This window comes from Colwellia sp. C2M11, from assembly GCF_018860915.1.
In the GTDB taxonomy this organism is placed as follows: Bacteria; Pseudomonadota; Gammaproteobacteria; order Enterobacterales; family Alteromonadaceae; genus Colwellia.
On sequence record NZ_JAHKQD010000044.1, the window covers coordinates 88142 to 112406 of the forward strand.

The window sequence follows — 24265 nt, forward strand, 5'->3', positions numbered from 1 at the left end:
GCTGAGTGTAAATATAGCTTGGTCATTGAAAATAGATGGCTTTACGCGATATAAGTTATGTATAACTTATATCTGACTTTGTACGACTTATATAACTTTATGTGCGATATTCGGCATTAATTCTGACGTAGTCATAGCTAAAATCACAAGTCCAAATAGTGGCTTGTTCATTACCGCGGTGTAGTTGTACGGTAATATCAATTTCAGCTTCATTCATAATAGCCTGTCCGTCATCTTCATTATAACTGTCAGCACGACCGCCTTTTTCAGCAACTAATACATCGCCAAAATATAACTCTAAATCAGCCGTATCTAAGTCTTCTAACGACGCACATTCTCTTGACGCGTAACCAATAGCAGCAAGTACACGACCTAAATTAGGATCTGAAGCAAACATCGCGGTTTTAACTAAGGGACTTTTACCAATAGAAAAGCCGATAGTTTTAGCTTCATCATTCGTTAAAGCACCTTTAACGGTTACTGTTAAAAATTTGGTTGCACCTTCACCATCACGAACAATGGCTTGCGCTAAGTATTGAGCAGTTTCAAGCAGTGCCTTAAATACTGCTTTAAAACCGTTACTGTTTCGATCTGAAATTTCTGGTGTATTACTTTTTCCGGTAGCAATAACAATAAATGAGTCATTTGTTGAGGTGTCACCATCAACAGAAATGCAGTTAAAGGATAAATCCGCTATCTCTTTGGTTATTTCATCTAACAGTGTTTGGGTAATATTAGCGTCAGTAGCTACATAGCCTAGCATGGTCGCCATATTTGGATGGATCATCCCAGCACCTTTCGATATACCGGTGATGTTTACCACTTCATTTTTAACGTTTACCTGGGTAGCATAAGCTTTAGGCGCTACATCTGTTGTCATTATGGTTGACGCTGCATCGGCCCAGTTATTTGCAGTTAAGTTAGCTACTGCGTGCGGTAAACCGGCTAATAGCTTGTCCATTGGTAAGTGTTCTAGAATAACGCCCGTTGAAAATGGCAAGATAGATTGCACGGGAATAGCCATAATTTCAGCTAATTGCTCACACGTTGCTATGGCGTCATTCATTCCTTGCTCACCTGTGCCTGCATTGGCATTACCAGTATTTATCACTAATGCTTTAATACTTGGTACAGCTTGATTTTTTACGGCATTTAAGTGTTTTTTACACAAGGTTACTGGGGCAGCACAAAAACGGTTTTGGGTAAAAACACCCGAAACCGCGCTACCATCAGCAATTTCAATAATAAGTAAATCTTTGCGGTTTGGTTTTTTGATATTTGATTCAGCCCAGCCGAGGCGAATGCCTTCAATTGGGTTTAGTGAAGCGGGAATGATTTCAGGTAAGTTAACAGGCATAAAAAGAGATTATCAATATAAAAAAGTAAATAAATATTACGCTTTAATGATTTTTTATGCAAAACAATATTGTTATTAAATATGGGTTTTTGAGACAATAAAATGACAAGAATTTAATTTACTTGAGTTGACGAAATTCGTGATAATCAAGCCAGTAACAATGCGTCACTGGCTTCAAATTGCGTTAGTTACTTTTCACATCCGATTTATTATTTAAGTGATTGTTCATCAATAAGGTTTCAGCCTTAGCGCCTAAATAAACATAAATGCCTAAGCCAATCATCAAGCCTACTGATGCGCCCATCATGGCGACAGCATTCGTTAAATACTGAGGCGCGCCAAGAACAGATTTAAACATTAACAATAATGCTTCAATTGACACCGCGATTAATATGGTGGCCATAAACCGTGTGATAGTTCTTCTTGTTGAGCTATGCCTGAAGATATCTTTCTTCATTAATACTTCTTCTTCGATGGTTGTTTTGCCTAAATCGAATATTGCGAGTGCTAAGGTGAGAAATATAATGATGCCAAAGGGCTTGAGCTGGAGATTCTCGGGTGTAGGAGCAACCATTAAACTGACTATTTCACTACCTGCAGAAAATAACAGAATACCGACGATAAAAAATAACCCTGTAACAATTAAAGAATAGATAACGGTAAAGAAAGGGTGGAATTTTTTACGTTTTCGATCACCCATTAAAAATTCAATGGCATGAGCAAGGTCTATATCTAAAACTAATATCCCCATTAATTCGCCAGACTTATTTACATGTTTAAGTGCCGCTGAAATACACAGGTTATGACTTGATGTCGATAAATAGGGTTCGGTTACAATAATACCATCTTGTTTGTTGGCCTCTATATAATAAGGACGGTAAGAGCGATCTATACCTTTGCCTAAATTATCTTCTTTATTAGGGAAGTTATTATTTGAAATGTTTGGGCTTAATTGCACACCTTCACCATCTAAAGTAAACATTAGATCGACAAAAGGGTAATTTTTACCAAGCCAAGTCATTGAGTTCGCTAAGGTCTTTTCGTCATGAAAAAAAGCTTCATCGAAAGTCCCTGCGATAATAGATGCCATAAGTTCATGAATTGAATTTTTATAATCATGATACCTTTCAATTACACTAAGATAATTCATAATTTACCTTCTTAATATTATGAGAAAAATTGGGGGAGAGTATTAAAGTGGTAAGTGTTCGTTATTAATAATAATTGCGAGGGGAAAGTTTATTGGAGAGTCCCTTTGTTTACTATTTCTTTGATAAATCCTTTAATTAAAGCGTACTATAACGTACAGAAATTGAGGGTAACATAAAAATAACTGTATCTTGAAAATCTATTTTTTATGTTACCGCTGAGCTGTAAAATTAATCATTTCTTACCTATTTTATTGTGGCATTCTACCTTCATCTTTCTGGTCTATATCCCATTGGCTAATAGACAGATGCTTCATTTCATCAATAAACATAATGATAGAGTGTATGGGTTTAATAATTTTATATATCATAATTTACTCCTTGTGCTAAATTGAGTACTTATATTATTCAGAAAATATGCTATCTGCAGAATTATCTACTTCAAGTATTTTGTTTTTTAATAATTGTAAGTTACCAGCAGTAATAGTGTTTGAATTAATTGATGTAGCAACACTTAAATCATCCATTGCGCCTGAGAAATCTTTTTTCAAGTAACGTGCAATTGCTCTGTTACTGTAACTAAGTGATTGTAAGTAGCTCTTTTTTCTATCGTATGAATTCACTGAGCTAATTGATTCAATCGCCGCAGTACATGCAGATTCAGATTTTTCAACATTTTTACTTTTTAAGTATGCAACACATAAACCTGTGTTATTTTCAAAAGTATCTTCATTTGTAAGTGTTAATTGGTTGATACTTGCTTCTAAATCACCAGAAATAATTTCTTGTGATGCTGTTGTGTCTTTAATTACAGCAACTTTAAAGGTGCTAATTTCAGCCATCGCTGATGCAGAACAGCTGATAGCAATAGTTGCTGCTAAAGCTTTGTAAGAGATGTTTTTTATAGCCATGATATTTCCTAATATTTGTAGTGGACATCTTGTTGATGCCCACTAAATATAAGCAATAGAGGGGATAGTGACAAACGATAAAAATATAGGTGTTGGATGAATTAATTTCACCTATTTGAATAATGTAATGCTAATTAAATATTGCTTTAATATTATACAGCAAAGGTTTTCTTTACCCAGTCAGCGAATACCGTTAATTCAATTTTGCTTTCCATATTTTCATGCTGAATTAGGTAGTATCTGTCATTGGTATTTAGCTCTTCATCAAAGAGCTTTACTAATAGCTCTTCACTAAACCAAGTTTTACTCATTGGTAAAGGAACTAAAGCGATTCCCATACCTTGCTGGGCTGCTCTAACAACACCAAACATGCTATCAAATTGAATAATTTGTTTAGGATCAAAGTCATCTACACCCACATTATCAGCCCATTGATGCCATGACCAAGGTCTAGCTCTGTGCAAAATTAATGGCGTATTTTGTAGTGCTTTAAAGCCTGAATTCTTTAACTTTTTATAAAGCTTTTTATTACAAGCTGGAGCATATCTAATTGGAAATAGCTCTTGAACAATACTTGCATTAGGTTTTCCATTTGCAAGTACGATAGAAAGATCTGCTATTTGTGATGGCTCACTACCTGACTTTACTGTTTCTAGTTGTAGATTAATATCTGGATTTTGTTCAGACCATTCACTTAACTGAGGAATGAATAATTCACTGGCAAAAAATTCAGGCAAGCTGATCACAATTGTTTTGTTTTCTTGTGTATTAGTAAACTCTGAAATAGTTGACTCTAATTGATGAATTATCGGCTGTATTGATTGATAAAATTGTTTTCCTGCACTGGTAAGCTCAATTGATCTTGTGCCTCTTTTGAACAAGGTTAAATCGAGTTGTGATTCCAATTGTTTAATTTGATGGCTTACAGCTGAAGGTGTTAAAAACAGTTGTGCTGCAGCGTGTTTAAAGCTTAAACATTTTGCAGCAACACAAAATGAACGTAAGCCTCGTATGGGAGTTTGAATTGCCATGGTGTTCTTTATTCTATAAATGATAAACCCATATAGCAATAATCAAACCGTTTTTAATATATTGAATTTTAAGGGGAAAATATCTATAGATATACTATATAACGTAAGGTTTGCACTATATTGGTGCGTTTGCACAGTAGACTAACAACATAATTATGAGCAGAGCTAAAAAAAAGGACATCTAACGATGTCCTATAAATTTAACCAAATGAAACAACTTGTTTATAAAATCGGGGAGATTCAAAAACTGAAATGAGTGTATTTTTATTTAGTATTTACAGCAAACGAAATAAATTCACGCAATAGGTGAGTTATTTTATCTTATAGTACAGACATATGTTTGGGTGCGGTAATTGGGTTTGAAGTTATCGTGCTATGGTTATTGTTATCTAATCTTAAGCAAGCTTAGTCAATGTAGGTTTAGCTAAAGTTAAAAATTATCGAATTACCATCGAGTAAATAATATTTATCGGTAATTTAATAAATTGTTTTTTACGATAGTAATGAGAGGCTGCAAAAAGAATAAAAAAAAGGACATCAAATGATGTCCTCTAAGTAAAGCAAATGAAACAATTTGTTTATAAAATCGGGGAGATTCAAAAACTGAAACCAGTATATTTTTTTCGGTTATTTTCAGCAAACGAAATGATTTCACTCGATAGGTGAATTATTTTAACTTATCTGCTGAGTAAGACTTTTTTTTGCACAAGATTATAAATAACGAGCGTTAATGATAAATTATTTTATGCTGGTTAATGTTAGTGAAATTTTGCGAGTGGATAAAAAAAAGGACATCAAATGATGTCCTCTAAGTAAAGCAAATGAAACAATATGTTTATAAAATCGGGGAGATTCAAAAACTGAAGCCAGTATATTTTTCTCGGTTATTTTCAGCAAACGAAATGATTTCACTCGATAGGTGAATTATTTTAACTTATCTACTGGGTAATACTTTTTTGCACAAGATTATAAATAACGAGCGTTAATGATAAATTATTTTATGCTGGTTAATGTTAGTGAAATTTTTCGAGTGGATAAAAAAAAGGACATCAAATGATGTCCTCTAAGTAAAGCAAATGAAACAATATGTTTATAAAATCGGGGAGATTCAAAAACTGAAGCCAGTATATTTTCCCCGGTTATTTTCAGCAAACGAAATGATTTCACTCGATAGTTGAATTATTTTAACCCATTAAGGTGGAGTTAATATTTTAATGACGATTGAATACTTATGGTTAACAAATTGAGAAGCCAACATTAGGCTTAGTAAATTAGCGAAAATATTTGGTTAACAGTACCTAATGAGTCATATTTAATTCGTAACTTTTGGCTGGTAATTTTTAAGATGAATAGGATGTAGTTGAGATGAGGTTATTGTTAGATAAAAAAAAGGACATCAAATGATGTCCTCTAAGTAACGCAAATGAAACAATTTTGTTTATAAAATCGGGGAGATTCAAAAACTAAAGCGAGTATATTTTTATCTACTGGTCTCATCAAACGAAATAATTTCATTCGATAGTTCAATTACTTTCATTTGTTTGAAATTTATCCATATCATTTATGTTATAAAAGCCTCCTTTATCAGCTGTAGCGCATGAAACCATTAAATTGAATTCAATGTAAATTGCAGACATTTATTGTCACTAATCACTTGTTTTATTAAATTTTTAAATTTGTGAATGTTTTGTGATAATTTAAGGCGAAAAACACGCTACCCTAATACAAATTAATTTTGTGAGTACTTTTAATGAATCACCACTACTGGGTTATTGTGAGCTTTGCCATTTTGTCTGTATTAAAATCTGATGCTGTGTCGGCTTTTGACTTTGACTTGAAATCAATACGAACAACTATTTCAAATCCAAGTACCAGCCATACGTTAATATATGATGATTTGGCTAGGAGCAATCAAAAAGCACTGTTTATGTTAGAGCCTGTAAACAATCAGCGAGTGGGGGTGTTTTTTGATATTAACGACATTGAAATTGGTTATTCAGCTGATATTTTTAATGATGACGTTGAAACAAAAACACAAGATGTGCTGCTTTCATATAGAAAATTTAAAAACTCTAAAATCACTTTTAACTATCAAACGCTTGAAGGGTTGAAAAGCACGGCTAAAAATTTAAGCGGTAATCAAACAGAACAAATTTTCTCGAAAAATACACGGTCAACTAAGTTTGAGCTGTCTGGGCAACACAATTTTTATACTTTTAATAATAAAGAATCTTTGTTTGAGCATTTTTTTCTTAACAGACCAAAGCTAAGTAATGAGTTTGATGTTGCGCTAAGTATTGTTGGTGCCTGGTCTTTTAAGCATGTATCTCTAGAAGATAAAGATAATATAGTGTTTCAAGCTGATTTTTTAAATTCATCTGCACCAAAAGCCACTAAATTAACGTCTAATTCGTATGGAGTTAGTGTTGGTTCACTCTTATCATTTTCTTTACCGCATAATGTTCATGTATTTGCTGAGTACAAAGTAGGTAAAGGGAATATTCGAAATATAGATCCAGAGCTCGGTTTAAAAGATTCGGGTGACGAAAGAGTCACAGCATATGGCGGTGGTATTTCTTGGACCGCAAGTAATAAAGCGTTAATGGTAGTACTACGAGCTTGGGAACAAACAGGTAGACATATAGACACCTCTTTTGGTGATTTGTCAGTGATTAAGTTTTTTTAACCTTTATCACTGAGGCTATCGCATTTCTGTTTTTGATATTTACACATTAACATCATTGTTTTATCTAACGGTTCAGCCCCTTTAAGTAACGCTTTGTAGTTTACGATGAGTTGTTTAATAACAGTTGCATAGCGCTAAGGTTAACGGTAGTTGAATAGGGAATCCCAACGTTGATCTAAGTGCTTTTTTGCTTGCTCTAAAGGCAGTGCTTGATATTTATCACCCTCAATAGTAATTAACTGCATACGCTCTAGCTTTGCTAGGGCATCAGATATTTCAAAGTCTAGCTGGCAGTTGTATTTATCTTTAAACCAGGTTTCAATTAAGTCATCTAGCTCTGATGACGTTAGTCCTTGCGTATTTATGAGTAAGAAGGTGTAAGCGATTAATGCTTCTTTAAAATCTTCATCTTCAGCTGCATCAATTAAGGTATGAAAAACGCCAGCATTATTATCTAAGTTTTTATAATAAAGATTATCTGATAAGGCTTTCATAAATTTAATTTTTCTATTTTTAAATTTACTCCATTCTTTAAACACAAAGCCAAAAAAAACCGCCATACCTAGGCCAAATGAAATAATATGTTGCTGCGTCATCACGACAGATTCAGCACGCCAACCTAACCAAAATGACAGTAAAGCAGCGAGTAAAATAATAGAAGCACCAAGTTTGGTTACTAATACCACTGCGCCGCCCACTAAAGCTGAAGCGCCAATAATAACTTTATCTATCCGGCGCATCCTTACTTCACTATTAGGGAATAGCATTTCTAAATCAGCTTTTGGCACATTTTGAAAAAGTTTTATTATGGTTGAACTGGGTTCAAACCCTATTGGCTGTTTGTTTTTTTTATCAAAGTAGGCTTTATTTTTAAACGTAATGTAAACCGCGACACGATCGTAATTGGTAAAGTTAATTGTTTGTTTGCGAAGTCCACCAAAGGAAGTAATAGTTTCGCTCTTTTGTGACTCGCCTCGGCGATAAAATACCACTTGTTCAAAGTCATCAAATTCTACTTCTAATCTAACTTTAAACAATGATTCTTCAGTGAGTGCTTCTTGTAAGTCTTGGTCAGTGACCTTTTCAAAGTTAGCTGCATTTAGAATTTCAGCAAAGTTTTCAGCAAAAACTTTTTGGCAATGTTCACGTTGCTCTAAACTAAGATTTTTTAATTGCTGAGTATTGGTATTTGGATCAAAAGGGGCGTAATTATTTTTTAATGACTCAAGTAATTCGTGATAATCAAAGTGGGTAACACTTGATAGAAGCTGGCAAAACTGCTCAAAGGAAAGCTTAGACTTTTCATCAGTTAATGCTTGAGAGCACATTTCAATAATATCTTGTTTTCTAAAAGGGATGAATCGTTCGTTAGCCATAATATAAAGTTGTTTTAAGTGAATGATTAGAGATTAAGGTGATAGTAAAATATAAGAATAATGGAATAAAAAAGGGCGTCTAAACACCCTTTAATAAAAATTACTGTTTATCTTGAAGGCGACGTTTTTTAAAGTCAGAGTTTTCTTTCCATTTAGGCCAGTCATTATTTGTGGCCAACTCGCTAACGATATCAACAATTAATGAAATATCTTGTTCAACACCACCTAAAGACCAATCGCTAGAGTAGTCATCTTCTTCTTTGTGATATTTATGTGCAATATAATCAGGATCAGTATCACCAAGGCTCATAAATAACAAACTTGGTACGCCTTGTTTAGCAAATGAGAAGTGGTCTGAGCGGAAGAACAAACCATTTTGAGGTCTAGGATCAAGTTTTACTTGGCGTTGTTGTTTCGCGGCAGCTTCTGCTAAGTAATCTTCCATCTCTGACATGTTTTTACCATATTGTAATATATAGTCGACACCATCTAAGGCGTTCATACCGTCAATATTCAATAGGCCAACCATCTGTTTTGTAGGGATGATATCACCTCTGGCAAATAACTCTGAGCCGATTAAACCGGTTTCTTCAGCGGTAAAATTAACAAACAAAATAGAGCGTTCAAATGGTTTTATTTTGTGTTGCTCTTTAAGTATTCGGGCAATCTCTATTGTGCCTGCTGTGCCAGTAGCATTATCAATTGCGCCATTATAAATTTTAGGGCCAGTGGGTGTTTGCTTAGTGCCAAAATGATCCCAATGCGCACTGACAATAATATATTCATCTGCACGAGTTGTGCCTTCAAGTAACGCAACAACGTTATTTGATTCTGCATGCTCTATGGTGCTATTTAGCTCTAGATTAGCGGTTAAATTTAATGGAATCGCTTTAAAGTCTATCATTAACGCTTGTTCTTTCAATGCTTGATAATTTAGACCTGCTGCAGACATCAGTTTTTCGGTTGCATCGTAATGTAACCAACCCATAATAGGTAGTTTGCTACTATTATTAAATTCATCAATTAAGGTATATTTACTACCTGTATTTGAACTTTCTACTACGCTCCAAGGATAGGCTGCAGGTGCAGTTTCATGGATAATAAGAACCGCTTTTGCGCCTTGTCTTGCCGCTTCTTCATATTTATAAGTCCAGCGCCCATAATAGGTCATGGCATTGCCGGTAAATAAAGAATCGTTTTGAGTGGCAAAGCCGGGATCATTAACTAATATAACGACTGTTTTACCGGTAACGTCAATGTCTTGATAATCATTCCATTGGTATTCTGGTGCATTAATGCCATAACCAACAAAAACGATCTCAGATTCAACTAAGGCTATTTTTTCAGTGATTTGTTCTGTACGTGCAGTAAAATCTTTACCTGCCGTAAATTCCAAGTTGCCTATTTTCAGCACCATAGCTGGATCTGGCGTTAGTTTTGCCATAGGCACAGGCTGGAAGAATTCACCGTTGACACCACCAGCTAAACCAAGTTTTTTATATTCTTCGGCCAAATAATTAATAGTAAGTTCTTCACCAATAGTTAAAGGACCACGACCAGCGAATTCGTCAGATGCAAGCGTCTTAACATGTTTATGAATATTATTAAGATTTACCGTGTCACTATGAGAGGAGAATATGTTGGTTGTACATGCTGAGATAAAAAGCGATAACCCTATAAAGCTTAAGCCTATGTATTTGTTAGTCATTATTAAAATTCATGTTATGGAAAGTTATTAATACTATAAAGCACTTATAGGCACTAGAAAACTAAATTTTTCGTATATAGCAAGCTTTATACATATAGGCATAAAGCTTGCTTTTGCTTTACTAACGTCAATTTTTTGTTGAAGCATACAATGATTAATAATATTAATACTTATAGTAACTTATTTAATGCTAGCTCTTCTGCATCTACAACTACTTCTGAAATAGATGAAATTATCGCTGCTAATAAGCAAGAAACAATAACAACAGAGCAAGCAGGGGAGAGTAATTCAAACTTATTTTTAAGTAGTAGAGCACAAAAAGTTGATTCATTAAGTCGAGAGTTTTTTAATCAAGGTGGACTAAATTTTGATGATATAGATTTATTTAAAGAAAGAGCTTATGAGTTAGGACTGATTTCTAAGCAAGATTACTCTCGTTTAGCAGGAACTGCTTCTGCAGCATCAGATGCAAGTGAAGCAGCAGATAATGCATTACCGAACCAAAGCTTGGTCAGTTATATTAGTGATTTTTTAGTGCGTTTAGATGAACCAGACTCAACTGAAACCGATATCTCAGATGAAGAAAGTAGTGATGAAGATAGCGACGCACTTACCGAATTAAAACAAGCGTTATCAACGGCTAAAACGATTTTAGATGATGTGGAATTGGCCAAAACAGATCCTGATTTTAAAGAGTCTTTAACAAGTACGCTTGCTTTACTTAAAGAGACAATTGACTCAGATTCATTTGATAAAATACCACTTGACGATAGAGCAGGCTTGGCTGAAGTATATAAAGCGGTTGATATTATAGACAAAATATCACCACAAAGATTGAATAATGATAAGCTCAATCAATATATAAAAATTGGTTTAGTGTAGATATCAGTTAGGTTTAATAAAGTGAAAGTTGTTTAAGTGTGGCGAAAATTAAGCTAAATAACAGCTATCTGCTATTGGTTTTGCTATTAACATAATACGACTAATTTAATCGTTATTTATTACTTCCTTATTTTCGCTCTGTGAGTAATCCTCTATTAGTGGCTTCCCTTATTATTAGTTATGTGAAGTGAGTAACTATTGGTGCAGAATAGTGACTAACGTCTGATTGTGCTTAATTTGAGTGCGATACGTTGCTATATATTAACGTATTTATTGGGCTCGCGCGGTGATATACGAGTGGAACAATTCTTGCTGTATCAAACTATGAGCTGCAGAGATAAGGATTTCTCTAACAAGGCAGCTCATATTATTCATTAAATGTTACTAGGCTAATGGGATTCTTTATGTATAAATCACTCCTTTATTTATTACTACTTTCTACCTCTATTATTAGTACTCAAGCTTGGTCTGATGATAAGCCCAGTAATTTGACTGTTGATCAAGTAATTGCGTATTTAGGCCTTGAAGGCCACGTTGAAGGTGGTTTTTACCGTCGTACCTATGAAGCTAGTAACACAGCGAAAGTAGCCACGGAAAGTGGAGAACGATTTTCGATGACGTCAATTTTTTACTTACTAAGTGCTGAATCACCGATAGGGCATTTTCACCTTAATAAGTCAGATATTGTGCATTATTTTCAATTAGGTGATCCAATAAAATACTATCTTATTGACCCTGAAGGAAAGCTTAAAACTGTTGTTATGGGGAAAAATTTGGCAGCTGGTGAGTTACTACAACTAACAGTGCCTGGTGGTACGTGGAAAGCATCGAAAATAATTGAAGGTGGTAAACAGGGATATTCATTAATTAGTGAAGCGGTATCACCTGGATTTGATTTTGCAGATATGACCCTAGGTTATCAGGCGTTACTTTTAAAAATGTTTCCACAACATAAAGAGATCATTTTACAACTAAGTCCATCTGTTTCCCCTGAATCACCAGTATCCAAGAAATAACGATTGTTACTAGTGATTCAAGTTAACTTAATGTGGGAGCTTTAACTAAAGCGCCTTTTTATATCGACGTGATGCTAAACCAATCATACCTAATGCAAAAATAGCAAATGTAGATGGCTCTGGCACTGAAGTAGTTGAAACATTACCGTTAAAAGTGACTTCGTGTAATGCTATTTGACTACCATTGTTATAACCAAACCGAATAGCATTTCCGGTTACCGAGCCAAAATCTACACTTACGTTTTGAGTAGTCGCTTGATTATTCATTATGCTTAAGGTTAAGCCTAAATCACCAGTCGTACCACTAACTAAAGTTGTCCAGTTATTACCATCAAACACTTCAGCAAAAAATGGAGTTAATAAACTGTAATTTCTAGATATTAATAAATCTAAGCCACTGAAAGTAGTTGTTTCGACAAAATTATAAGTAAATGCATGGTAGCCGAATGTAGACCAATTATATATACCATTTACTTTACCTGTATTACCCGATGAAAATTCATAACCATCAGACAATAACGTGTCAATTTCGCTCAGGTCGGCTGTATTATCGACATAACCCTTTGAACCAGCTAAGTTCCAATTGGTGTTACCCCAAGTAAAAGATCCATCAATATTAGTTAGTTCATAGTCTGCAGAGTTAATAATTCCTGCGCTAGATAATGTACTTAATGCTAATAATCCACTTGTAAAAATAACTTTTAATAATGTAAATTTCATTTGATCGCCCTTACTCATATCGCTTAATTGTGTCTATGATACTCAAGGCGAAAAAGTTAAAATATGGCTAAACTGTCCTATATTCTTTTTTATTAAAATAATTCTACTGTAAATGACTAACATTATTAGGGGGTTGTCTTCAAGCCAAAAGCGTTAAACAGCCTAAAGTCAGTTGATAAGGTTAGCTAGGGTTGGTTGAGGGGAATTGTACCATCTTGAATAACAGTTAATGGCGGCATAAAAGGAATGTTGATATCTAGTTTTGTTTTTAATTGATAGTTAATGCCTTGGTTTTTATTTTTCATAAGGGCACTTATTACTTTGATGCCTTTTAATAAGCTAGTTGAAACCGGCACCATAAAGCGTGATTCACCGTAAGCTTCCGTGGTTGGAATATTTTTAGCTACACCATGGGCTAGGGTTTCGTCTGCTACGTTCAGTTGGTAACTAATACCATTTAGTGGCAATGCAAAATTATTAGGGTTAACTAACTTCAGGCCTATTTCAAAGTTCTGCTCGAAGCCGGTAACAGGCAGCGCTTTAAAAGAAACTATTTCAACACTTGGCTCCTCGTAGGTTAGGTTCATAGTGGCGCAGCCAGATAACAAAAATAAGGTCGCTATGAAAAACAGGTGTATTGGTAGCTTTGTCACTATAGTCATTGTTTGTCCTCAGGAATTAATTTTTTTCAACTTATCATAATACCAATCTCACTAGCTATGTGATCATTGCTACGTATAAAATTGTTCACTTAATTAATGAAACGGGTATAAGACAATAAATTATAACATAGGAGTGATTAGTACTCCTTTATTAGGTTATACCAATCTCACTAACTATGTGAGCATTTCTACTTGTTAAAATCACCAACTACATCGTTATTTATTTAATAATGAGCACAACTCGTTATTGAAATAAATGCTTTGTATTTGGCAATTTCTTCCACGTATAAAATTGTTCACCTAATTAATGAAAAGGGTATTAGTAAGATTATTTATAAAAAATGAGTGTAATGAACCCTTGAAATTTAAACTGAAACTGAAATTTTTTAAGCCACGTTTAAAGCTTATTCGATTTAAAGCGTGGCTTAATTGACTCAAGAGCTGAGTATTATTACTTGTTGTTAACGATTATTGTCGCTTGTGTTTGACCGTCCACAAATGTGCTAATTCTAAAGCGATTGTTGCTGCGGCTAACGAGGTAACTTCACTATTGTCGTAAGCTGGCGCTACTTCAACTACATCCATGCCGATAATATTAATACCTGATAAACCTCGTAAAACCTTTAATACTTTATCTGTACTCATGCCACCACATACAGGCGTACCTGTGCCAGGTGCAAAGGCAGGATCTAAGCAATCAATATCAAAGGTTAAATAAACCGGCATATTACCCACTCTGTCTTTAATTAATGTTGTTATTTCATCAACACTTATATCATTTGCTTGCATAGCATTTATGACAGAAAAACCGTGGTCTTTTGATCTGTAATTCGTGCGAATACCTACTTGAATAGATTTATTTCTATCAATTAAGTTTTCTTTAGGCGCATGATAAAACATAGTGCCATGATCATAACAACTACCATTGTTGTATGTATCAGTATGAGCATCAAAATGTATCAGTGCCATAGTGCCAAACTTTTTTGCATAGGCACGAAGTATTGGCAAGGTGACAAAATGATCGCCGCCTAGCGACAACACGGTTTTATCCGAAGCAAGCAACTGGCCAACAGCCGTTTCTACTTGCTGACAAAAGTGTGCCGAATCGCCAGGAGAAAAAACCAAATCGCCAGCATCAACAATCTTACAATGCTTTAATAAGCTAAAAGGCCACGGAAATCGTTTTCCTTCCCAAGCTAAATTTACCGATGCTTGCCTAATAGCGGTAGGCCCCATGCGGGCGCCTGAACGTCCCGTTGTTGCCATGTCAAACGGTAAGCCTAAAATTACAATATCGGCAGCTGATTTTACCGGGTCTTTAACTAAAGGCTGGCGCAAAAAGGTCATCGCATTTGAGTAAATAGACCCATCGACCTGATTAAAAATATTTTTCATTATTTGTCTCTAAAAATATAGACGCTACAAGTGTAACCTTTAGAAATCTTCAAGGTAGGTATAGCCTTTTAAGCCATCAACTAACTCTTTAAATATTTCATCACCTTCACTTTTTGATAACCTAGCTTCGATAAGATCGGCATAAGTTTGTTGAAATAATTTTGCATCTAAATGCACATAATTCAGCATGTCTTCAACGGTATCACCTTCATTTATTTCGGTAATTTCGGCTTCACCATCGTCATTTACAACTACTACTGCGCTATGGGTATCACCAAATAAATTATGCATGTCACCTAAAATTTCTTGATATGCACCGACTAAGAAAAAGCCGAGTAAATATGGCTCATCTTCTGTCCATGCTGGTACAGGTAAGGTGTGTTCAATACCTTGTCCGTCAACATAGTGATCAATGGTGCCATCAGAATCACACGTAATGTCTAACAATACTGCACGTTTTTCATGGTACTTTTCTAAGTTATTTAATGGTAGAACCGGAAATACTTGATCAATTCCCCATGCGTCTGGTAATGATTGAAATAAAGAAAAGTTCACAAAAAATTTATCTGCTAGTTTTCCTGTTAAGTCATCCATTATTGGGCGATGGAATCGGTTTTTAGCATCCATTAATTGATTTAATTCATAACACACGCGTAAATTAATTTGTTCAGCCCAAGCACGCTGAGTTAAATTCAACAGGCCCATTGAAAATTGGCTATGTACTTCTGCTAAATCACTTTGTGTGTCGTGATAAATTTCAATTAATGCGCGATCATCGTTACGATCGTTTAATTGTTCTAACGAATGCCACATATTATTTAGTAAAATAGATTCATCTGGTATCGGTGCTTGTATGTTTTCTGGTTCATATGATTCAGCACCAATAACATTAGAAATCAGTACTGCATGATGCGCGGTTAATGCTCTACCTGACTCTGAAATAATCATGGGCATTGGTTGATCATAGCTTTTACAAATGTCACCAATAGTGTGAACAATATTATTGGCATATTCAGCTAAACTATAGTTCATAGAGTTATGTGATTGGCTACGTGTTCCATCATAATCAATAGCTAAACCACCGCCAACATCCATACATAACAAGCCTGCACCAATACGGCGAAGCTCACAATAAAAGCGTGCCGCTTCACTAACACCTAACCTAATGTCTCGAATGTTGGCAATTTGTGATCCTAAATGAAAATGCACTAGCTTTAATGCATCAAGCATATTTTCTTGTTTGAGAATTTTAACAACGTTGAGTACTTGTGACGCTGATAAACCAAACTTTGATTTTTCACCACCACTTGCTTGCCATTTTCCTTTGCCTTGTGATGCTAAACGCACACGTATTCCCAGGCGAGGTTCTACATTCAACTTTTTAGCTTCGGCTAAAATCATTTCAAGTTCAGACATTTTTTCTAGCACAATATGTACTTGATGTCCGAGTTTCTCGCCGATTAACGCTAAACGCACGTATTCTCTATCTTTGTAGCCATTACAAACAATAACCGAAGACACTTTTTGAGCCATTGCTAAAACAGCAAGCAATTCAGCTTTACTGCCAGCTTCAAGCCCCAATTGAGTGTATTCTTTGTTATGTTGGCTCGCCAAAATTTCATCAACAACTTCTCGTTGCTGGTTGACTTTAATAGGGTAAACCAATAAATATTTTTGCTGATAATCATATTCATCTATTGCTTTATTAAACGCTTCACATAGGCTATGAATGCGATGATGAATTATTTGTGGAAATCGCACTAAGGCGGGTAGTGTTAATCCTTTATCTTCAATCATTTTAGCAATACTATTTAAGTCTACTGTGTGCTCTTGATTATCAACTTTAGGTGCAACATATACCTTGCCTGCATCATTGATTCCAAAATAGCCCTGACTCCAATGACGTACGTTGTAATGTGCGCGTGCGTTATCAAGATTATCTTTATTCATTCGTTTTCCTTTAGCCTTGCCATCTAATAATAGTAAGGGAATTAGTCATATGTAATTGGGGCGAATTAGAATTTAACAGCCGTTTAATGTCAAACAAAAAAAATGATTACAAATAACCATTATTATTGATTAGTACGAGATAGCAGAACGTTGTTATTAATATTCTCTTTATGGTTTTCTAATATTTTTAATGAAACGTTTATCCATTTTATGATGTTTTTTTATTTTATAAGCATAAATATATTGGATTACAATCAAAATCATACTCTGATCGAGTTGTTCTTCTTAAATGCCTACTTCTAGAATAAAGTTAGCAGGCTGGTGATTTACTGGTTGGGCCAGTTATGTCGAGTTATTTTACAGTTTTATTTTTATACGTTTTTTCAAATTACTATCTACTTGAATTTTAGATGTATTACTGCAGCGGTATATTTATTGCATTGTTAATATATTGTTAGAAATATGAATATAATTTAAAAGGAATAAAAGTGAAATTTAAGATTTTAAATACAGTGGTTGCTGGATTGATAGTACTTGTTAGTGGAGCTGCTAATGCAGGTATAATTAATTGGAGTGAAGTGCAAAATACTACTGATTTTAATGATGTATTTAATTTAGGTACTACTGTTGAAGCGATTAATGCGACAACTACAAACTCTGGAAGTGTTACAGTAAATGGTGTTGAATTTGATAATTCTACATCTTTATTATCTAGACGTGGTTTTGTTGGCGCATTAGATGGTTCATCAACCGATGATTCAGGTTACGATGCTTTCCTTAATAGTTTTGATTTTGGAAATGGATCTGACTTAACTGCATTGACTATTGGTGGCGGTAACTTGATCGAAGGCGTAGCTTATTCTATTCAACTATGGCTGACTGATTTAAGACCTCAAAGTCGTGAAATGTATTTTGATGATAGTAATGGTAATAGCTCTACATTGAATGCTAAAGGTAATGGACTTGGCCAATATGTTATCGGAGAGTTTACTGCAACAGGTAACACTCAAGAACTTCGTTTAGATGCTCTGAATTCAAGTAATGCTCATATAACTGGTTACCAAATTAGATTATCTGCACCAGCAGCAACAACTGTTTCTGAACCTTCAACACTTGCTATTGTTGCATTAGGTTTGATGGGATTTGCTTCTCGTCGTTTTAAGAAAAAATCTTAATAATTTATTTAAATAATTAGATTTAAAAAACATCAATTGTAATGATTGGTGTTTTTTTTGGGTGATTGAAAAATATAAATTTATAAGAACAAGCCTCTTTTATCCTCTCTTTTGTTAACCATTCTCTTCATCGTTAAATTTACTTGCGAGCTAAGTAATAAACTTTTCGAGTAAAGGCATAGTGTATTCATTAAGTTGAATATATATTTTGTGTAGAATTTACTTTTTCTATTATTGTAGAGTAAAAAAACCTCAACATTTCTGTTGAGGTTTTATTAGTTAGATTATTGAAACAAAAAGATTAAATTAGTTAAATTTAGTTATTAACCAATCTTTATTATCGCTAAAATACAACGTACGAATTTCATCTTTACCTTCAATATTAACCATATTGATTTGTGTAGGCCAAAGGTCGCGTAATGTACCATTAAATAACTTCAATCCATCCAATCCTTTTGGTATCGCTGTTTCTTGATACACCCAGAAAAACTTACCTTCAATTTCATAGCCTACGGCTGTTAAAGGTAGTTCTTCATCAGCTAAAGTGCGTACTAAAAATTGCTTAGCAACATAATCAGCAAATTGCTGTTGTGTTTTCTTGAGGTTAATGATGTCAGCATTCTTATCAAATAATGCTTGCACTGCATGCTCAGTGTCATGCATGTAAAACCTGTGCGATACCTCTAGTTGACCTGAACGTTTGTTAAACGTAACGGTTGTTTCAGCAGCTTTTTGTTGGTGCGCAAACGCTAAGTTTGTAGAAACAATACTCGATATCGCTATTAAGAAAACCGCTATAAAAATGATTAAACGTTTAGACATTAGTTGTCCTTCTTATCTTCTGTTTCATCATCTTCGTCAGTTTTAAGCTCTGTTTTAATATCTTTCATGATATCGCGACTAACTTTAGCTGTGCTCTTCTTCGCTTTATAGGCTTCAACACGTGTTGGTATAATTTGACGTGGGTAGTGGTTATTTTCTACGTCAACATCAGCCGTTTCCCAACCTGGATCAACAGTAACACTAACCAATTCTTTGTCGTTATCAGTCACAACAAGTTTACTCACGTGTTTTGGTGTTCTACGCCAAATTTCAGCAGGTATGTACTGACTTTCTGTTGAACCATCTTTATAGGTTAGTTCTAAAATAATCGGCATAACTAAACCACCAAGATTTGAGAACTCTAATACATAATAGTTTTTATCTTCTTTTACGGCACGTTCTAGTGCTTTAAGTTCCCAAGGCTTTAAACCCTTTAAGAATTTTTTGTACTTGTTACGTTCTTTATTGGTTACGGTGAAACGGTCGTTTTCGTCATAAAAATCTGTTACGTCAGGATTACGGTCAACCCATAACTCTTTGCCTTCTGCTTTGTTACGCTCAACAAATAATGAAGAAGGTTTATCGAGTTCGATTTGGCGTAAACGGCCGTAATCAATATCCGGGTTATGAGTATCTAAACGCATTTTATATACTTTATCTATTGAGATATCTACATGATCTGTAGAGTAGAACCAGCCGCGCCAGAACCAATCTAAATCAACACCAGATGCTTCTTCCATTGTACGGAAAAAATCAGATGGGGTAGGGCGTTTAAACTTCCAACGAGTAGCATATTCTTTAAAAGCGAAATCAAATAACTCACGACCTAAAATAACTTCTCGTAAAATGTTAAGTGCAGCAGCAGGTTTTGTATAAGCATTAGGACCTAAACGTAAAACGCTATCAGATTGCGTCATAATTGGTACCTGGTTTTGAGACTTCATATAACCAGTAATATCACGAGGCTCAACACCCCATGGAATTGTTGGATCCCATTCACGCCCAGCAACACCATCTAAAAAGCTGTTTAAACCTTCATCCATCCAAGTCCATTGACGCTCATCAGAGTTAACGACCATTGGGAAATAAATGTGACCTACTTCATGAATTACAACACCAATTAGGAAGCGTTTTTCAGCTTGTGAATAAGTGCGTGAACCATCGTCTTGTAATTCAGTACGAGGGCCATTAAAAGTGATCATCGGATATTCCATACCGCCTACAGGACCATTAACTGATTGTGCTGTTGGGTATGGATAGTCAAACGAGTAACGTGAGTAAACTTCCATTGTATGGACAATAGATTCCGTAGAGTACTTCTTCCAAAGATCGCCACCTTCTTTAGGGTAGAAAGACATTGCCATAACAAATGGCATATCGTCGCCACCTTGTTTATAACCTTTAGCATCCCACATAAACTTACGTGAAGAAGCCCAAGCAAAGTCACGAACATTGTCAGCTTTAAACTTCCACGTTTTGCGCTTATTAGTACCTTCTTTCTCGTTTTCTAATGCTTCTTCTTCCGTAACAATAAATACAGGACGTTTAGACGTTTCAGCTTCTTCTAAACGATTACGTTGTGTTTTTGTTAGTACATCTTTAGGGTTAGCTAATTTACCTGTAGCACTTACGATATGATCTGCAGGAACGTCAATTTCTACTTCATAGTCACCAAACTCTAGGGTGAATTCACCACGACCTAAAAACTCTTTGTTATTCCAACCTTCGTAATCTGTGTAGGCATGCAGGCGAGGGAACCACTGTGCAAGTAAGAAGATGTCGTTACCGCCTTCGCGTTCGTCTTTTTCAAAGTGTTCATAACCTGAACGTGCCGATACCGCATCTTCTTCAACAATGTTGAAAGCGAAGTCGATAGAAAATTCAACATTAGCGCCAGATTTTAAAGGCTTAGGTAGGTCGATACGCATTTGTGTACCAACAACAGTAAAGTTTAACTTCTTGCCTTTACTGTCTTTTATGGCGCTGATCTCATAGCCTAATTCGTTATCAGCCATAAATTGTTGGCGACGTAATTCACCTAAGCTAATTTTTGCTGGTGTTTGTGCATCACCTGTTTTGGTGTAAGGACCTCGGCGACCAACACCACCAAAGTTGTTTGCCATATTAGCAATAGAGTCATCTTTGAAGATATTTTGATCTAACTGCACCCATAAATACTTTAATTTGTACGGAGAGTTATTCTGGTAGGTGATTTTTTCACTGGCTGTTATACGACGTTTTTCTTCATCAAGTGACACTTTAATTTTATAGTCAACTTGCTGCTGCCAATAATTTTCACCCGGTTCACCTGCGGCATTTCGGTATACATTTGGGGTAGGAAGTACTTCCTCTAATTGACGAAATTTGTCTTCAAAGTCGCCTTTGCTTTGTTTAATCGCTGATGCATTAACAGTTGAAGCTATTGAAAGCGGCAAAATTAATGCAGTAAAGATTTTTATAATGTTAATGTTAATTTTCATTTATCCATTCTTATTTTGTTGTGTTGAATTAATACAGTGAAAAATAGGGGAGCTATTATCACTCATCTGAGAAGTTAATATAAAATTACGAGTAGTTTATGGTGTTATCTTTTCTTGCAAAACGTAATTTTTTGTTTACATTCGGTTGTTTTTATTCGACTAAATTAACCTATTGTCGGTGGAGAAACCGCAATAAAAGCGAATAATTTTCATGTTACTGAAATACTATCATTTTAAATCATGGCTACTACAACTTAGTAAAGAGTTGATGCGTTTTTGTCCAGAACTCGCTAGATATTTGGTTAATAACATTAGCTTCGGCATTGATTAGTATCGCAAAACCTATATCTAATTCAGGTGAGTAACCAATATCGGCCCGAAAGCCTTCTACCCAACCTGAATGATAGATAATTTTTTGCTCATTAAGTTGATAAATGCGCCAGCCGTAGCCGTAATGAGCATCAGTTAAATGCTCTCGCCAATACCTTCTACGTAAATCTTTTTTGGTTTTTATTCTTGGTGTTGTAATTTCACTTAATAATGCTGGTGATAAAACGTCAGAATTATGCCCCAAATTTGCTATAAGCCATTTGGCTAAATCGGAAATACTGGAATTAACCCCTGCGGCAGGTGCCACTTTATAAAAATCAGGCGCTACATTTACAGTACGCCAAATATATTGCTTTAGCCTTTTTCCTTGCTTATTTTTTTTGTTGGTTAAAATAGTTTTTCTTAATATATGAGGCTTAGCTGTATTTTTAAGTTCTTGAAAAGGTTTTATTCCAATGGAGCTGTCGTTCATTTTTAACGGAGAGAATAGTCTTTCAGTTAGTAAAGTGGAATAATTTTTGTTTTGACTACTTTCAATGGCGGACTGTAATAGTCCAAAAGTGATATTTTGGTAGCCGTAACATTTGTCTGGTTGGCAAATAGGAGTAATACGATCAAAACGACCAATAATTTTATCCATGCTCCAGTTTTCATGAAGCAAATTATCATAAGCATTCGGCATTAAACCACTAGAATGGCTGAGAATATGCTTTAACTGAATTTTTTCTGCTGCGCCTTCTTGCGCCAAAGAAAAGTTGGGTACATATTTAGTGATGGGATCTGATAAGTCAAGCACATGTTCTTGTGCAAGCATAGTGGTAATGGTGGAGGCAAAAGTTTTAGATACCGAAGCTAAACGAAATATAGTATTGCTATTAACTTTTTGTGATTTTGCTTTATCAATATGGCCAAATGTTTCTAAAGAAACTATATTATTATTTTTTACAATGACATAAGCGCCACCAGGAATATTGTATTTTTCCAGCTGTTCAGCAACATGCATTGAGAATCCCGGATTAAACTCTTTAAGTGGATCGGCATAAGAACATGACATAACAAGAGTTAAAAAAAGACAATATATCCGAATCAACACAAACCCCTTTGATAAAATTAATTTTTTCTATAAATAAAACAGCCCCAATATTTTTGTTGATGACTGATATGAATGGTACCGATTGACTGTCGGAGTCTAACTCTTAATTACAAGTTAGTTGCTCTACAAATTGAGCTTACTAGTTTCATGAGAACGTTTGCAATAATTATGTTTACTGCATCAACTACCTTGATATTGAAACGATATTTTAATCTCAAATTATATCATGATATTTAAAGATAATAATCGCTTCTTTTGTCAGTGTGCTTTGCATATAAGTATTCTGACCTAACATGAACAACTTTTAGACTTCTGACAAAGTTTATAATTTTGAATATGAGCAAAAGCTATAACTATGGCACCTAAAGTGGTTAATCCTTTTTCACCCATCTCACCAAGGTAACTTTCACTAAAGAGTAGTGCGGAAGCTAGGATAATAAGCCCCAATCCACCATATAATCCAATCGACATTTTGTTATGTTTCTTACATCCCATCGTCAGAGCGTAAATACTTATAGGTAATACACAAATAACCATCAATGTATGAAATATTTCTTGATCCATCGTGGTAGCAATTACCGTTGGCAGTAAAACTGTTACTAAAGGAAGTAAAAGGCAATGAGCCAAACATAATACAGATAATGTAATTGCAGATTTATCTAAGGAGGCCGAGACAGTTTTCATTTTTATAACCTATATATTTAAAAGTAGAATTGCTTTTAGCAATTATTATGTGCTGAAAGACAAGTATTGCAGGTACCGTTTAACTCAATTTGTGGTGATGATAATTGATAGCCAGTTTGTTCAGCTTTATCTGTTAAATCGCTTAAATTATTACTGGTATTATTGTTTAATTCATCAACACGTAAGCATTTCTGGCAAATTAAAAAATACGGTAACTCATGGGAAGACTTGCAACCAATATGAGCACAGGCTACATATTTATTGGCGATGTTAAGTCTATGCGCTAATTGCATTCTCTCTAGAAACTCTAAAGTTCGATAAGCTGTCATAGGCAATAACACTTCATTAAAGTGAGTTTTAAATGCTCCCATCAACTCATAGGCAGACAGTGCTTTGTCAGTTATTAACAATAGTGTTAAAACCTGTCGACGTTTCTTGGTTAAGAGAACATCATGTTGCTTACAGACTTTTGCTGCTAATTTTAAGCTGGCTTGTATTTGAATATCTTGGTTCAATGAAATCTTATCCTTGTATTATTTTCGTCAAGACTTACAGAGTCATGTTCATAATAGCCAAATGATATAACGTAAGTTTTATGTTCAAAATTAAACAGTGTTGTAGTCGGTGTTATTACACCCCACCTATTGATATGTTATAACATATCAATAGGTGGGGTGTAAACTATTAAGAATACTTTATATTGAATAGAGTTATATAAGGTTCTGGTGTTATGAGTAACATATCTTAGGCTCTTGAAAAAGATGGAGGGATGTTTTGCACTTTGCTGGAAGAAAGTAGCACTCGTTAAGAATCATGAGAGCAAGTCAAACAATTTTATA

The 24265-nt window shown here is 34.8% G+C and carries 19 protein-coding genes; 4 read left to right on the top strand and 15 right to left on the bottom strand.

Annotation, left to right across the window (positions count from 1 at the left end):
* Positions 1-97: 97 nt before the first annotated feature.
* From argJ to KO509_RS12260, 4 genes are all read right to left on the bottom strand, one after another.
* Entirely contained in the window at positions 98-1357 is a 1260-nt protein-coding gene (argJ, locus tag KO509_RS12245) for a bifunctional glutamate N-acetyltransferase/amino-acid acetyltransferase ArgJ (RefSeq protein WP_215973563.1), read from the bottom strand.
* Between the two features lie 184 nt (positions 1358-1541).
* Positions 1542-2507 (bottom strand): PDC sensor domain-containing protein, encoded by a 966-nt coding sequence (locus tag KO509_RS12250; protein WP_215973564.1) that lies wholly within the window; start codon positions 2505-2507, stop codon positions 1542-1544.
* A gap of 402 nt (positions 2508-2909) precedes the next feature.
* Positions 2910-3416 carry a hypothetical protein gene (locus tag KO509_RS12255; RefSeq protein ID WP_215973565.1) on the bottom strand — a complete coding sequence of 169 codons (507 nt, stop codon included), beginning with the start codon at positions 3414-3416 and terminating at the stop codon, positions 2910-2912.
* A gap of 152 nt (positions 3417-3568) precedes the next feature.
* The gene (locus tag KO509_RS12260) at positions 3569-4441 is read right to left on the bottom strand and encodes a LysR family transcriptional regulator (protein WP_303495266.1); all 873 of its coding nucleotides are present in this window, start codon (positions 4439-4441) and stop codon (positions 3569-3571) included.
* Positions 4442-6197: 1756 nt separating this feature from the next.
* Between KO509_RS12260 and KO509_RS12265 the strand changes: the two genes are divergently transcribed.
* The gene (locus KO509_RS12265; protein ID WP_215973567.1) at positions 6198-7133 is read left to right on the top strand and encodes a hypothetical protein; all 936 of its coding nucleotides are present in this window, start codon (positions 6198-6200) and stop codon (positions 7131-7133) included.
* Positions 7134-7273: 140 nt separating this feature from the next.
* On the opposite strand, the gene KO509_RS12270 is transcribed toward KO509_RS12265, so the two are convergent.
* Entirely contained in the window at positions 7274-8509 is a 1236-nt protein-coding gene (locus KO509_RS12270; RefSeq protein WP_215973568.1) for a DUF3754 domain-containing protein, read from the bottom strand.
* 100 nt (positions 8510-8609) lie between these two features.
* The gene (locus tag KO509_RS12275) at positions 8610-10217 is read right to left on the bottom strand and encodes a M28 family metallopeptidase (RefSeq protein WP_215973569.1); all 1608 of its coding nucleotides are present in this window, start codon (positions 10215-10217) and stop codon (positions 8610-8612) included.
* A gap of 150 nt (positions 10218-10367) precedes the next feature.
* Between KO509_RS12275 and KO509_RS12280 the strand changes: the two genes are divergently transcribed.
* On the top strand, positions 10368-11099 hold the full coding sequence (locus KO509_RS12280; protein WP_215973570.1) for a hypothetical protein: 732 nt from the start codon (positions 10368-10370) through the stop codon (positions 11097-11099).
* 404 nt (positions 11100-11503) lie between these two features.
* A complete protein-coding gene (locus KO509_RS12285) occupies positions 11504-12115 on the top strand; it encodes a cupin domain-containing protein (protein WP_215973571.1) in 612 nt (203 codons plus the stop codon).
* A 45-nt stretch (positions 12116-12160) separates the two neighbouring features.
* Here the strand turns inward: KO509_RS12285 and KO509_RS18075 are convergent, their stop codons facing one another.
* The 4 genes from KO509_RS18075 to speA all read right to left on the bottom strand — a co-directional run bounded on the left by KO509_RS18075 (position 12161) and on the right by speA (position 16842).
* Positions 12161-12835 carry a PEP-CTERM sorting domain-containing protein gene (locus KO509_RS18075; RefSeq protein WP_252727537.1) on the bottom strand — a complete coding sequence of 225 codons (675 nt, stop codon included), beginning with the start codon at positions 12833-12835 and terminating at the stop codon, positions 12161-12163.
* A 185-nt stretch (positions 12836-13020) separates the two neighbouring features.
* Positions 13021-13497 carry an LEA type 2 family protein gene (locus KO509_RS12295; protein ID WP_215973572.1) on the bottom strand — a complete coding sequence of 159 codons (477 nt, stop codon included), beginning with the start codon at positions 13495-13497 and terminating at the stop codon, positions 13021-13023.
* Between the two features lie 468 nt (positions 13498-13965).
* On the bottom strand, positions 13966-14892 hold the full coding sequence (gene speB, locus KO509_RS12300; RefSeq protein ID WP_215973573.1) for an agmatinase: 927 nt from the start codon (positions 14890-14892) through the stop codon (positions 13966-13968).
* A gap of 39 nt (positions 14893-14931) precedes the next feature.
* A complete protein-coding gene (gene speA / locus KO509_RS12305) occupies positions 14932-16842 on the bottom strand; it encodes a biosynthetic arginine decarboxylase (protein WP_215973574.1) in 1911 nt (636 codons plus the stop codon).
* Between the two features lie 488 nt (positions 16843-17330).
* Here speA and KO509_RS18080 point away from each other — a divergent pair, with 488 nt between their 5' ends.
* Positions 17331-18017, top strand: coding sequence for a PEP-CTERM sorting domain-containing protein (locus tag KO509_RS18080; protein ID WP_303495261.1), 687 nt, complete (start codon positions 17331-17333; stop codon positions 18015-18017).
* A 306-nt stretch (positions 18018-18323) separates the two neighbouring features.
* Here the strand turns inward: KO509_RS18080 and KO509_RS12315 are convergent, their stop codons facing one another.
* The 5 genes from KO509_RS12315 to KO509_RS12335 all read right to left on the bottom strand — a co-directional run bounded on the left by KO509_RS12315 (position 18324) and on the right by KO509_RS12335 (position 23941).
* Positions 18324-18839, bottom strand: a complete 516-nt coding sequence (locus KO509_RS12315) for a DUF6702 family protein (RefSeq protein WP_252727538.1) — start codon at positions 18837-18839, stop codon at positions 18324-18326.
* Complete coding sequence (locus tag KO509_RS12320) at positions 18839-21319, bottom strand: M1 family metallopeptidase (RefSeq protein WP_215973575.1); 2481 nt, start codon at positions 21317-21319, stop codon at positions 18839-18841. The genes KO509_RS12315 and KO509_RS12320 overlap by 1 nt, the downstream gene beginning before the upstream one ends.
* A gap of 247 nt (positions 21320-21566) precedes the next feature.
* A complete protein-coding gene (locus KO509_RS12325) occupies positions 21567-22703 on the bottom strand; it encodes a serine hydrolase domain-containing protein (protein WP_252727540.1) in 1137 nt (378 codons plus the stop codon).
* A 327-nt stretch (positions 22704-23030) separates the two neighbouring features.
* A complete protein-coding gene (locus tag KO509_RS12330; protein ID WP_215973577.1) occupies positions 23031-23426 on the bottom strand; it encodes a MerC domain-containing protein in 396 nt (131 codons plus the stop codon).
* 35 nt (positions 23427-23461) lie between these two features.
* Complete coding sequence (locus KO509_RS12335; protein ID WP_215973578.1) at positions 23462-23941, bottom strand: transcriptional repressor; 480 nt, start codon at positions 23939-23941, stop codon at positions 23462-23464.
* Positions 23942-24265: the final 324 nt, after the last annotated feature.

What these genes read in the sequence shown, in the direction of transcription:
- argJ (WP_215973563.1), bottom strand. Translation starts at nt 1,357, where the DNA reads ATGCCTGTTAACTTACCTGAAATCATTCCCGCTTCACTAAACCCAATT.
- KO509_RS12250 (WP_215973564.1), bottom strand. Translation starts at nt 2,507, where the DNA reads ATGAATTATCTTAGTGTAATTGAAAGGTATCATGATTATAAAAATTCA.
- KO509_RS12255 (WP_215973565.1), bottom strand. Translation starts at nt 3,416, where the DNA reads ATGGCTATAAAAAACATCTCTTACAAAGCTTTAGCAGCAACTATTGCT.
- KO509_RS12265 (WP_215973567.1), top strand. Translation starts at nt 6,198, where the DNA reads ATGAATCACCACTACTGGGTTATTGTGAGCTTTGCCATTTTGTCTGTA.
- KO509_RS12270 (WP_215973568.1), bottom strand. Translation starts at nt 8,509, where the DNA reads ATGGCTAACGAACGATTCATCCCTTTTAGAAAACAAGATATTATTGAA.
- KO509_RS12275 (WP_215973569.1), bottom strand. Translation starts at nt 10,217, where the DNA reads ATGACTAACAAATACATAGGCTTAAGCTTTATAGGGTTATCGCTTTTT.
- KO509_RS12280 (WP_215973570.1), top strand. Translation starts at nt 10,368, where the DNA reads ATGATTAATAATATTAATACTTATAGTAACTTATTTAATGCTAGCTCT.
- KO509_RS12285 (WP_215973571.1), top strand. Translation starts at nt 11,504, where the DNA reads ATGTATAAATCACTCCTTTATTTATTACTACTTTCTACCTCTATTATT.
- KO509_RS18075 (WP_252727537.1), bottom strand. Translation starts at nt 12,835, where the DNA reads ATGAAATTTACATTATTAAAAGTTATTTTTACAAGTGGATTATTAGCA.
- KO509_RS12295 (WP_215973572.1), bottom strand. Translation starts at nt 13,497, where the DNA reads ATGACTATAGTGACAAAGCTACCAATACACCTGTTTTTCATAGCGACC.
- speB (WP_215973573.1), bottom strand. Translation starts at nt 14,892, where the DNA reads ATGAAAAATATTTTTAATCAGGTCGATGGGTCTATTTACTCAAATGCG.
- speA (WP_215973574.1), bottom strand. Translation starts at nt 16,842, where the DNA reads ATGAATAAAGATAATCTTGATAACGCACGCGCACATTACAACGTACGT.
- KO509_RS12315 (WP_252727538.1), bottom strand. Translation starts at nt 18,839, where the DNA reads ATGTCTAAACGTTTAATCATTTTTATAGCGGTTTTCTTAATAGCGATA.
- KO509_RS12320 (WP_215973575.1), bottom strand. Translation starts at nt 21,319, where the DNA reads ATGAAAATTAACATTAACATTATAAAAATCTTTACTGCATTAATTTTG.
- KO509_RS12325 (WP_252727540.1), bottom strand. Translation starts at nt 22,703, where the DNA reads ATGTCATGTTCTTATGCCGATCCACTTAAAGAGTTTAATCCGGGATTC.
- KO509_RS12330 (WP_215973577.1), bottom strand. Translation starts at nt 23,426, where the DNA reads ATGAAAACTGTCTCGGCCTCCTTAGATAAATCTGCAATTACATTATCT.